This is a genomic window from Borrelia puertoricensis (assembly GCF_023035875.1).
Lineage (GTDB): Bacteria > Spirochaetota > Spirochaetia > Borreliales > Borreliaceae > Borrelia > Borrelia puertoricensis.
In genome coordinates this window covers 1-12,266 of the sequence record NZ_CP075401.1, presented here as the reverse complement: position 1 = coordinate 12,266, position 12,266 = coordinate 1, and the positions used below count along the sequence as shown (strand labels likewise).

9 protein-coding genes and 1 pseudogene are annotated in these 12,266 nt (G+C 32.0%); 9 read left to right on the top strand and 1 reads right to left on the bottom strand.

What is annotated here, in order from left to right; all coding sequences use genetic code 11:
- Window positions 1-28: 28 nt before the first annotated feature.
- From bpuSUM_RS09615 to bpuSUM_RS09575, 9 genes and pseudogenes are all read left to right on the top strand, one after another.
- On the top strand, window positions 29-1,105 hold the full coding sequence (locus tag bpuSUM_RS09615; RefSeq protein ID WP_430644701.1) for a variable large family protein: 1,077 nt from the start codon (window positions 29-31) through the stop codon (window positions 1,103-1,105).
- A 173-nt stretch (window positions 1,106-1,278) separates the two neighbouring features.
- The gene (locus bpuSUM_RS09610; protein ID WP_247068308.1) at window positions 1,279-2,304 is read left to right on the top strand and encodes a variable large family protein; all 1,026 of its coding nucleotides are present in this window, start codon (window positions 1,279-1,281) and stop codon (window positions 2,302-2,304) included.
- A gap of 534 nt (window positions 2,305-2,838) precedes the next feature.
- A complete protein-coding gene (locus tag bpuSUM_RS09605) occupies window positions 2,839-3,888 on the top strand; it encodes a variable large family protein (protein ID WP_430644700.1) in 1,050 nt (349 codons plus the stop codon).
- Window positions 3,889-4,196: 308 nt separating this feature from the next.
- Window positions 4,197-4,850, top strand: a complete 654-nt coding sequence (gene bdr, locus bpuSUM_RS09600) for a Bdr family repetitive protein (protein WP_247068306.1) — start codon at window positions 4,197-4,199, stop codon at window positions 4,848-4,850.
- 217 nt (window positions 4,851-5,067) lie between these two features.
- A complete protein-coding gene (locus bpuSUM_RS09595; protein ID WP_247068327.1) occupies window positions 5,068-6,120 on the top strand; it encodes a variable large family protein in 1,053 nt (350 codons plus the stop codon).
- Window positions 6,121-6,298: 178 nt separating this feature from the next.
- On the top strand, window positions 6,299-6,895 hold the full coding sequence (locus bpuSUM_RS09590) for a Vsp/OspC family lipoprotein (protein ID WP_247068304.1): 597 nt from the start codon (window positions 6,299-6,301) through the stop codon (window positions 6,893-6,895).
- 113 nt (window positions 6,896-7,008) lie between these two features.
- Window positions 7,009-7,997, top strand: a pseudogene (locus bpuSUM_RS09585) (variable large family protein).
- Window positions 7,998-8,376: 379 nt separating this feature from the next.
- Complete coding sequence (locus bpuSUM_RS09580; RefSeq protein WP_247067875.1) at window positions 8,377-9,285, top strand: P12 family lipoprotein; 909 nt, start codon at window positions 8,377-8,379, stop codon at window positions 9,283-9,285.
- A 635-nt stretch (window positions 9,286-9,920) separates the two neighbouring features.
- A complete protein-coding gene (locus tag bpuSUM_RS09575) occupies window positions 9,921-10,778 on the top strand; it encodes a complement regulator-acquiring protein (protein WP_247068303.1) in 858 nt (285 codons plus the stop codon).
- Window positions 10,779-10,863: 85 nt separating this feature from the next.
- On the opposite strand, the gene bpuSUM_RS09570 is transcribed toward bpuSUM_RS09575, so the two are convergent.
- Window positions 10,864-12,144 (bottom strand): hypothetical protein, encoded by a 1,281-nt coding sequence (locus bpuSUM_RS09570; protein WP_247068301.1) that lies wholly within the window; start codon window positions 12,142-12,144, stop codon window positions 10,864-10,866.
- Between the last annotated feature and the right edge of the window lie 122 nt (window positions 12,145-12,266).

The following is a 12,266-nucleotide window of genomic DNA, read 5'->3' as shown; positions in this document are numbered from 1 at the left end:
CCTTGAATTAATAAGGAGGCACGTGATAATGAAAAGAATTACTTTATGTGCGTTATTAGTGACTTTATTTTTACTTCTTAGTTGTGGCAGTGGTACTACTAATATGGAAGATCCTAAAACCACATTCTTAACTTCTATTGCTAATTTAGGTAAAGGGTTCTTAGATGTTTTTACTTCTCTTAGTGATATGGTTGCTGGAGCCTTTGGTATTAAGGCTGACACTAAGAAATCTGACATTGGTAACTATTTCACTTCTATTGAAAAAACTATGAACACAGTTAAAGAGAAATTAAACACTGTGGTGGCAGAGAATGGTAAATATCCAAAATTAAAAGAAGTTGTTGATACTTTTATTACAGGCACATTAGACAAGATTGCTGAAGGAGCTAAGACAGCTGCTACTGGGGCTGCAGGTAATGCTATTAGTGAGGTTGTCAAATCTGATGCTGGTACTAGCGTTGACGCTACAAGTGTCAATGCCCTTGTTAAAGGGATTAAACAAATTGTTGATTTGGTAATAAAAGAAGGTAATGGACAAGCAGATAAAACTACCCCAGCTGATGATGATAAAAAGAATATTGGTAAGTTATTTGGAGCTGAAACTGCTGTTGATAAGGGTGCTGAAGAGAAACATGTAGCGGCTGCTAGTGCATCAATAGGGGCGGTAACTGGGGCTGACATATTACAAGCTATTGCTGCTGCTAATGCTGATGCTAAGAAAGATGGTAAAGTTAGTGAGGCTAAGGATGCAGCTGCTTTGGCTTTAGCTAAGGGTACTTCTACTGATAATGAGGAAAAACTTACTACTGCAGAATCCAAAAAAGATGCAGTTATTGCTGCTGCTATTGCACTGCGAGCAATGGCTAAGGATGGTAAATTTATTGTTAAGGATACTGCTGAAAAGAAGACTGAAGCTGAGTCTGCTAAAGGAGTTGCTGCTAGTGCTGTAGGCAAAGCATTAAGTACTCTTATTATTGCTATTAGGAATACTGTTGATACTGGTTTAAAGTCAATTAGTGATGCTCTAGCAGCTGTTAAACAAGGAGATAAGTCTGCAGATTTTACTACACCTGCAGAAGCAGCAACCGGTAGCCAGAAACAATAAAGAATTATTAATAACAAATACATAACTAAATAAAGTCATTTGAGGAAAACTTTTCTTTTCATAAGAATTGTTTTCCTTTTAGTTATATCTAGTTCCCCTTAGTAAAAAAGGAAGGACTATAATATGAAGAATGGATTAAGTGAGAGAATTAAAACTTAAATATAAGTATACTTATGACTTTATTTTTACTTCTTAGCTGTGGAAGTGGACATCAGTCTGCTACGGGTGGCGGAGCTGCTACAGGAGGGAGCAGTTTAAGTTCAGTTCTAATGAATATAAGTAGAAGTGCTGAGAATGCTTTTTATTCTTTTTTAGAGTTACTCTCTGATACATTAGGATTCAGAGTAACTAAAGATACAAAAAAGAGTGATGTAGCAGATTATTTTAACAGTCTAGGTGCTAAGCTTGGAAAGGCATCAGAAGAGTTAGAAGAGGTAGCAAAAAACTCAGAAACAGAGCTTGATAAAGTTGGTATAAACAAGATAATTAGAAGTGCAGTTGATACTGCTAAGGCTACTTTAATCACATTAAAAACTCATTTAGATTCTTTAAAAGATATAGGTGATGCTAACAAGGTTGTTGAAGTGACCTCCCAACAAAACGGAGCAGCAGCAAATACAGATAAATTAAAAACAGTATATAATTCATTGAAAGGAATAGTTGATATAGCTAAGACAGAAGGCGTTGAGGGGCTAAAAAAAAGTGAGGTAACATTGGCCTCAAATTCAATAGGAGTTGAGGCAAAAGATGGAGCTAAGGTCTTAACAACAGGTGCTGCTGGAGCAGCTGTGGGAGATAAAGCTGCAGCAATAGTAGCAGCAGTGAGAGGTGATGAAATGTTAGCTTCAATAGTTGCATCACAAGAAGGGGATGTTAAAGCAGTAACAGAAGATGTAAAGGCAGAGACAACACCATTGGAATTTGCAAAAGGGGGAACCGCAGATCACTTAGCAAAAGAAGCAGCTAAAGCAGCAGCTGTAGCGGGAGGAATAGCACTACGTTCGTTAGTTAAAGATGGTAAATTAGCTTCTCATTCTGGTAACGATGAAAAAGCAGTAGAAGCGGCAGGAATAACAGCGGTAAATAAACTGTTAGTATCAATAGAAGATATAATTAAGAAGACAGTAAAGAATGTTCTTGAGAAAGCAAAAGGGGAAATAGATAAAGCTAGAGCTCCAAAAACAGCAAATCAGCAGTAAAATAAATAGTTAGATTAATTACTTAAAATTAAGATTAGAAGGCAAACTTATCTCTAAGCCTGCCTTCTATATTGTTGTAATGAAATTAAAAAGTTGAATAGTTCGGTAGTAATGCAGAGAATCTTCAAACCGTATTTTAACCTCTTATAGTTAATTTAGTTTATTTGTTCCTGTAGCAATCTTGTTTAATGTTAAGAAAGGTTAAGATAAATCTGTTTATGCAGCTAATGGTGTTGTTATTAGTGCTAATTCTAAGACATTTAATCTATCGCAAGAACTGTTTTTAGTGCTTGTAAAGTAATTTCAACAGTATTTTTAATAGCAATTAGAAGATATACTAAACGATTAAATAATAAAATAAATCTTGAAATGCTATTACACCTGCAATTTTAACAGTTAACATAAATAACTAGTACAAAATAAATATATAACTAAATAAAGTCATTTGAGGAAAACTATTTCTCTATTCATGAGATTCGTTTTCCTTTTATTTGTATTTTTGCCCCTTTTGAGTAAAAAAGGAGGCACGTAATAATGAAAAGAATTACTTTATGTGCGTTATTAATGACTTTATTTTTATTTCTTAGTTGTGGCAGTGGCAGTACTAGTGCTGAGGATTCTAAAACCACTTTCTTAACTTCTATTGCTAATTTAGGTAAGGGGTTCTTAGATGTTTTTACTTTCCTTTCTGATATGATTACTGGGGCTTTTGATATTAAGTCTGAGACTAAGAAATCTGACATTGGTAAGTATTTCACTGATATTGAAAAAACTATGAACACAGTTAAAAAGAAGTTACAAACGGAAGTTAAAAAGAATGGTAACTATCTAAAGATAAAGGAAGTTGTTGATAACTTTATCACTAACACATTAGATAAAATTGCAGAAGGAGCAAAAGAAGCTGCTACTGGGGCTACTGGCGAAGATAAGATTGGTGGTGCTACTGCTGGTCAGGATGCTGTACCGGCTGATAAAACCGCCGTAAATTCTATTGTTAAAGGAATTAAAACTATTGTTGACGTAATTTTGAAAGATGGTGATGGAGATGCTACTGCTGATAAGACCGGCAGCGGAAGTGAACAAAAAACAATTGGTAAGCTGTTCGGTGAAAAGACTAATGATGGTACAGAAACACAAGCTGCTGCAGCTAGCGCATCAATTGGCGCTGTAAATGGGGCTGACATATTGCAAGCTATTGCTAACTCCTCTGAGGCTGCTGGTGAACCTACTATTCAGGCAGCTAAGAATGCTGCTGAGATTGCTGTTGCTAAACTTGAACAGGGTAAAACCCTTGATGCAGCACAAAAGGACGCAGTTATTGCTGCGGGTATTGCACTGAGAGCTATGGCTAAGGGTGGTAAATTTACTGCTAAGACTGGGGAAGATAAATCTGCTCATGCAGTTAATGGAGCAGCGGCAAGTGCTGTTGGTAAGACTTTAAGTACTCTTATTATTTCTATTAGAAATACTGTTGATAGTGGTTTAAAGACAATTAGTGAAGCACTAGCAGCAGTTAAACAAGAAGATAAATCTGTAGATTTTACTACACCTGTAGAAGCAGCAACTGGTGGACAGCAACAGTAAAGAATTAATAACAAATACATAACTAAATAAAGTCATTTGAGGAAAACCCTTCTCTTCATGAGAATTGTTTTCCTTTTTTACTATCTGTAATAGTATTCAGGTCTAAGGCTTAGTGATAGCATTTCTTTAACAATATATTAAGGTAAGTAAATGTTGTTATTAAAACCGCATTTAAGATTTTTGGTAAACTAAAGAAAATAGACTAAATACTTTATTTTATATTTAGGGACTCTCTTAAATCACATTTAATTAACATAAGGTTCCTATAATACTTAAGATATTATATAATAATTACATAAGGAGATTTTATGCAAGATTCATCGCTACATTCTGTTGAGAGTACACAAATTTTTAATGGGCATATTACAGAGGAGATTATATACCAAGAATTTGTAAAAATGGGTATGCAAGATTTTATTGCGAATGATCTCTCTAAAAGATATTACCGTAATGAACTGACTTACAGGGATATTGAATATTTAGAGAGTAATTTTAATCTTAAGCTTGAGATGTTAGAGCGTAGTTTAAAATCTGAAGTTATTTTTGTTAAGACTGAACTTGATAACAAAATAGACTCTGTTGAGAATAACTTAAATGTGAAGATTGATAATGTTAGAAATGAGTTAAAATCCGATATTAGAGACCTTGATAACAAAGTAGATGCAGTTGAAAATAATTTAAATGCGAAGATTGACACTAAATTTAATGAACTTGATAACAAGATTGATACTAAATTCAATGAACTTGATAATAAGATCGATAATGTTAGAAATGAGGTTTCTCTTGTTAGAAAAGATATGGAAATTAATAGGGTGGAGCTTGATAATAAACTTGATAAAACCGCATCAGAATTTAAAAGTACATCAAGATTACATAATTGGATGTTCGGAACTCTAATTACCCTAAATATAGGAATATTTTTAACATTAATGTCTATAGTCTATTCATTGTTGAATAAGTGAATTTAAGTTAAATAAACCTCTTCTTTATTTGATTGTATATCAGTTATTTTCTTATCAAAATCATTTAATTATTTATCAATAACAATTAATATTGTTAATTGTTATATCATGCCCAATTTCTTTAAGATTATAGGCACTATAATCTTAGTTTTTGTTTTTATTTTATTCAAAGATTGCTAACCATCTTGCCTACCCTGAGTTAATAAGGAGGCACGTGATAATGAAAAGAATTACTTTTTGTGCGTTATTAATAGCTTTATTTTTACTTCTTAGTTGTGGCAGTGGCAGTGCTAGTGCTGAGGATCCTAAAACCACTTTCTTAACTTCTATTGCTAATTTAGGTAAAGGCTTCTTAGATGTTTTTACTTCTCTTTCTGATATGGTTGCTGGGGCTTTGGGTATTAAAGCCGAGACTAAGAAATCTGATATAGGGAAATACTTTAGTGATATTGAAAAAACTGTGACATCTGTTAAAAAGAAATTAAACACTGTAGTGGCAGAGAATGGTAACTATCCAAAGATAAAGGAAGTCGTTGATAACTTTATCACTAACACATTAGATAAAATTGCTGATGGGGCTAAGGAAGCTGCTAAAGGGGCCACTGGTAGCGATGCTATTGGTGGTGCTACTACTGCTGGTCAAGATGCTGTAGCAGCAGACACTACAAGTGTTAACTTACTTGTTAAAGGGATTAAAGAAATAGTTGGTGTGGTTTTGAAAGATGGTGATGGAGATGCTACTAAAACCGCTGAAGAACAGCAAAAAACAATTGGTAAGTTGTTTAGTGAAAAGAAAGCCAATGGTGGCACAGAAGCAGAGGCGGCAGCAGCAAGTGCTTCAATTGGTGCAGTAACTGGCGCTGATATCCTAAGAGCTATTGCTAGTTCTAGTGATGCTACTGCTGGTGGAGTTGATATTGATCAAGCAAAAGATGCTGCAAGTATTGCTTCTGGTAAAACAGATAATGCTAAGGATCTTACTATAGGATCCGCAAAGAAGGATGCGGTTATTGCTGCTGGAATAGCTCTAAGAGCTATGGCTAAGGATGGTAAATTTGCTGCTAAGCAAAATGAAGATAAATCTGTTCATGCAGTTAATGGTGTTGCTGCTAGTGCTGTTGGTAAGACTTTAAGTACTCTAATAATAGCAATAAGGAATACTGTTGATAGTGGTTTGAAAACAATTAATGCAGCTCTTGCTACAGTTACACAAGAAGATAAATTTGTAGATTCTACTACACCTGCAGACTCAACAGCTAGTGGACAATAATAAATTATTATCAATAAAATATGCATAACTAAATAAAGTCATTTGAGGAAAACTCTTCTTTTCATAAGAATTGTTTTCCTTTTAGTTATATCTAACTTTCCCTTAGTAAAAAAAGGAAGGATTATAATATGAAGAATGGATTAAGTGAGAGAATTAAAACTTAAATATAAGTATACTTATGACTTTATTTTTACTTAGCTCTTGTAATAATTCAGGAAAGAATCTTACAGATGATGAAGTGGCTAAATCTGATGGCACTGTTATTGATTTAGCTAAATTAACTAAGAACATCAAAGACTCTGTTGCTTTTGCTAAAGATGTTAAAGAAGTTCATTCTTTAGTTAAATCCATTGATGAACTTGCTAAAGCTATTGGGAAAAAAATTCAACAAAATTCTGATCAATTTGCTAATGATGGTGCTCATAATGGCTCTTTAATTTCAGGTGCGTTTCAAGTAATATTGACTGTAGAAACTAAATTGAAGTCTTTAGAGGATACAGTTGGACTTTCTGATGCACTTAAGGCAAAGGTTACTAGTTCTAAGACCTCAAGTAGAGCATTCTTAGATAAAGTGAAATCAAAGCATACTGAGCTTGGTAAAGAAGGTGCTAGTGATGATGATGCTAGAGCAGCCATACTTGTAAGTCATGGTACTAAAGATAAAGGAGTTGATGAACTTGTTAAGCTCAATACAGCAATTGATGAATTATTAAAGGCTTCTGAATCGGCAGTAACATCTGCAATTAATGCGCTTACAATTCCTGCTAAACCTTAACCTAAGAGATAAATTATTATTATAAGATTAGTTTTTAATCAATTGTTATTTTCTTATAAAATAAAGTCTATAAATAATAAGCTAAGAGTTTCCTTCTCTTAGCTTTTTTTGTTATTTTTATTCTATCTTTACTTCTTAGCTGTGGCAGTGGTACTACTAGTGCTGAGGATACTCAGGGTAGATTCTTAAAGTCAGTTATTAGTTTAGGTAATGATTTCTTAAATGTTTTTACTTCACTTTCTGATATGGTTGGAGGGGTTTTAGGTTTTAATACTAATACTAAAAAATCTGATATTGGGAACTACTTTAAGACTATGCATGATACTCTTTCATCTACTAAGACATCCCTTGAGAAAATTGTTGCTGATATGAAGTCCGAAAACAATCCTAATGCAGAAGCTACTGATATGGCAGTAAAAAAACTAGTTAGTGAAACACTTGATAAGATACTTGATGGAGCAAAAATCGCTAGTGAGGATATTGGTGATGCTAGTGACCCACTTGGTAATGTTGCTGCTCAGAATGCAGGTGGTAGTGCTGGAACCGGTGTTGATAGTTTAGTTAAAGGAATTAAATCAATTGTAGAAGTGGTACTTAAAGAAGGAAATCCTGAGGCGGGGGATGATAAAAAGGCTGAAGATGGTAATACTGCAAGAACTGCTGCTGCTGGTGCGGGTAAGTTATTTGCTAACGATAATGCCGGAGCTGCTGATGCTGCAAAAAAATCAGCTGCTGATGCTGCTAAAGCTGTTGGGGCTGTAACTGGGGCTGACATTTTAAAGCTATGATTAAGGATGGTAGTGAGGCTTCTACTAATGCTGCTAAGGCTAATGCTAAAGATGGAACTATTGCAGGTGCTATTGCATTAACAGCTATGGCTAAGAATGGTAAATTCGCTAATGATAATGCTGGAACTGCGGAGGTTACTGTTGCAGTTAAGGGAGCAGCAGTAAGTGCTGTTACTAAAGCATTGGGTACTCTAACTATAGCTATAAAAAATACTATTGACAGGGGTCTTAAGACTGTTAAAGAAGCTATGAAAATTAATCCTGCTGATACTCCTTTAACTATTGATAAGCAAACCTCTGAAAATAAGAGTTAATAATCAGAATTAATAAATCATACATAACTAAATAAAGTCATTTGAGGAAAACTATTTCTCTATTCATGAGAATCGTTTTCCTTTTTTTAATTTTAGTAGATTAAATATTTGTACTAAAGATAAGACAGTAACTTTTATTCAGTTCCCTATTAATTAGGTGTAAGTAAGTATTATAAGATTAGTTTTGTTTGGTATGTAATTAATTTTATTTTGTTAAAATAATTTTAAATAGATTTTAATTATTACGGAATAAAATAATCGGGGTTTTATGGAATTTATTTTTGTTATTTAAAATAAAAGGGTGTACATTTACCAGTAATTATTATATTTCAATATAGAGACTTAATAATTAAATAATCTAATATCCCAGGAGGGAGATATGAAGAGAAGTATTTTGTCAGTATGTATGTTAGCATTATTATGTTTGTTATCATGTGATATGAATGCCCTTAATGATTTATTAAATGAAGTAAGGGAAAAGGTTTTAGATGAAAGCAAAGATAATAAAGATTTAAACCATGAACAAGGAAATCAGGAACAAAAAGAAGATGTTATAGATGATTTTGAGAAAGGAGTAGAAATACAACAGGATATGGAAATACAACCTGTTAATTCGGGATTTGAGGTGTCTAAGCAAGTAGATCCATATTATGTTCAAGAAGAAGTAATAAAAATAGAAGAAAAAGATTTAGTTCCAAGTACTGAATCCGAAAAAGAAGCACAAGAAGAAATTGAAAAGGCAGAAAGTGTGTTTCAAGCTTCTGAATTTGCTAAATTAACAGAGGAACGGATGTTAGGTCTTAAGAACGACTATGAGCAGATAAAAACCAGTTTTTATGATATTTTCTCAGAACTTAATAATAAAATTCAAAATAAAATAGAGCGTTATTCTAGACGTAATAAGAGACAGATTAATAGGATACAGATACAGAAGCTAATTCAATCTTACAATCAATTAAATGAGCAAAGGTCTAATATTGATAGACTTATGATTCAAGTTGATAGTGGACTTGATGAGTTAGGATCAGCAAAATTATTCTTTAATAAGGCTAAGGTGACATTAAAAGAAGGTATTACTGAAAGATTGATAAATAAACATAGAAATTACTGGAGGTCAAGAAGAGGAGAGAGTGATTTAGTATCTAGACAGGCACGAAGAGAAGCAGAGAATGCGTTAACTCAATTAGAATCTTCTTCTATGAAGTTAATTGAGGCAAAGGTAATAAAGAAAGAAATAGAAGAACTTATTAGTGAGGCAAAAACTGTTCTAGAGAATTTTGCAAGATAAGAATATATGTGAGGGTATGAATATATATCGTCTAATACTAGTGTTTTAAAGAAGAGTCTTCTGTGAAAGGAGATTCTTTTTTATTTAAACAGATATTAAAAAGAGGAAAAAGAATTATTGGAGGCAGTGATATTTGATGTCAAAGACCCTATTATGTTGTCAAGCTATAGTTAATCAAGAGGATAAATTGTTTTTAAAGGCTACTGGAGTTGAAGAAATTTAAAATAAAGACTTATAGATAAAGGCCAGTAGTAAATAATAAAGGTCATTTAAAGTATAAGATTTTTTTGTGATTTAAAAGGTCAAACAGAGAATATGTTTTCTTGGGTTATATATATATAAAATCATACTAATTGATAGTAATCTATTTTTGATTATTTTAGCAATTAATCTAGGGGATATAGTTGTTTGCACCAAAATCATACCAAACAATATCAAGATAAAAAGAATAGTTTTAAATAAATAACGATAGTAGTGTAAAACATAGTACTACGTCTTTTTAAGAGAGAATAAAAAAAATAGAGAATTTTAAATAAAATAATTTGTATTTTAGACAAAGTGATATATATTTTAAATTAATAATGATTATTATTTAATATAATAATCATTATTAATTTCAAGGAAGGAGAATATTTATGAGAACAAACCTATTTATATTTACATTGTTAATTATAGGATTAGTATCTTGTGATCTAAATTCTAAATTATTGGGTAGTAAAAAAGGAAACAAAGATGTTCCAAAAAAGGTTGTAGATGGTGTTCAAGGAGATGAGTCATACAAACAAGCTAATGTCGATGATTTAGCAAAGGTTGTAAATGATATTCAAGGAGATGAACCAGCAAAGGAAGATAAGGATGTTGCTGATAAGGCAGAGTTAATATCTGAGCTTAAAAAGGATACCGAAAGTCTTATTACAGTAGTAAAGAAAGATAAGGCTGAAGTTGAGGATGGAAATCAATATGAAATGAAGGATGAAGTATTTAAAGCAGTGACAGATGCTGTTAATAATAAGACACTAGATAGTGTTGAGAATAAGGAAGCAAGAAGATTATTTTATTCCTCTTTGGGATACGATAAAGGAAAAATAAAAGAATTTGCAAAGATTCTTAAAAAGATAGAATCAGATGCTACAAACAAGGGTACATGGATTAAGGATATAATAGTTGCAGGTAGAGAACATCTTCAATCTAATTTTGAGAAAGTAATTGATAAGTTAGAAAAGAGTAAAGATAAACTTGCTAAATTGAGTCTTGTTGATTTAAAAGAAGTTAAAACAAAGTTTGACGAAATTAAGTCACAAAGAGAAGCTTTTATAAAAGCTGTAGATAGTCTTATTGCATCTTATAAAGCCAAGACAGATGGTATTGATTCTGACAGTGAGAAATTAATAAAGCATGTTGAGAAAGAATATAAAGATCTAATTACAGTTAAAATTCCTGGAGTGAAATCAGTATATGATAAGATTGTAGGTGTGCTAGATACAATTAAGTAATTATTAATGATATTTAAATATAAAGGAAGATAGCTTAACATAAGCCTATCTTCCTATTTTTATTTAGAGTAAGTAAAAATCCTATTTATCTGGCAACAATACCTGTGCGAGTAAGTAAGTCTTTTACTAATGTAAGTTTTGAGTATGGATTTTTTAATGCTTGGTATAATTGGTAATTATCATAAGATGATGTAGGATATGATTGGTAATCTTTGTTATTGAGTTTTTGTATTTTTGTAATTAAAGAACTTACTTCAGTTTTGAGTTCATCTAATTTTGTCTTTGCAGATAGGTCGCTTTGTAAATTTCCACCGTAATCATTATAAGTAATGAGTATTGTAGCTGCATTGAAACCCTTTTCAATTTCACTTAGAAGTTTTTTAAGATCCGCTTCTAATTTATCTTTTGTAAATTTGGAGAGTTCTTCTCTTGCCGTTTGTTTTTCATGTTCTTCAGCTCTTATTCCATAATAATTGCTTAATTTGATCCTATGAAATTCAACTTTTTCCAAATCATCTTTTATTTGTTCAGCTAATTTAAGTGCTTGCTCAACACTATTTGTAGTTTTATTTAAGTTAAATTTATATTGGTTGTCTAATCTGGTTTCTAACTTCGAATCTTCATCCTCATCTTCGTCAAATTCATATTCCTCAATTGTTATGGAACTGTCAGAGTATGAACCTGATATTATTGGGTTTGAGTCATAATGTAAGTTATAGGTATATCCGTATTGAATATTATGTGATTCACCATTTAATGCATTCAGAGAAGTTTTACTGTTGCCTATGAGAGGAATTGGGTGTTCAATTGTCTTACTGTTTTGAGGAGAAGGATTATTAGTATTATTTTGACTTGGGTAGGTTGTATCATCATCTAGTGTTGATATGTTGTTGTGTTCTGTTGTATGAGTTAAATCTGTTTTTGCAGGAGTATTAATGACTATTTTTTGTGTTACTATATTTTCATCAGTATTTGAAGTAATGATTGAAGCATTATCAATAATGATATTACTATTAGAATAACTTTTACTTTGGCTTGTATCAGCAGTTATAATAGTAATATCTTTGTGTGCAGGCAAACTGAATTTTTCTTTTTTTGTCTCAGGTTGAGTTAAAACTGATATACTTTTTTGAGGTTTGGTTTGTTTAGGAGATATATCTTTTGTACTTTTGTTATTAATTTTAGATAGCTGATTATCACTAAAAATATTTTTCATGTCTATCTCATTAGTGTTCATCATCATGGAGTTTACTTTATCAAGTGTTTGTGAATACCTTGTGTGAATTTCTTCATCAGTAAAAAAGAACTTACAACCAATCAAACTGAGAAGTAAGGTTAAAGCCAAATATTTATTTTTTAAAATCATATTTTGCTCCTTAAAAGTTAATTATACTAGATAAGTATATATCAATATAAATGAATTATTATTAGGATGGGTAGATTTTTAAGATTGGTGTAGCGTATTTTATACTATTAAAAACTAAACTA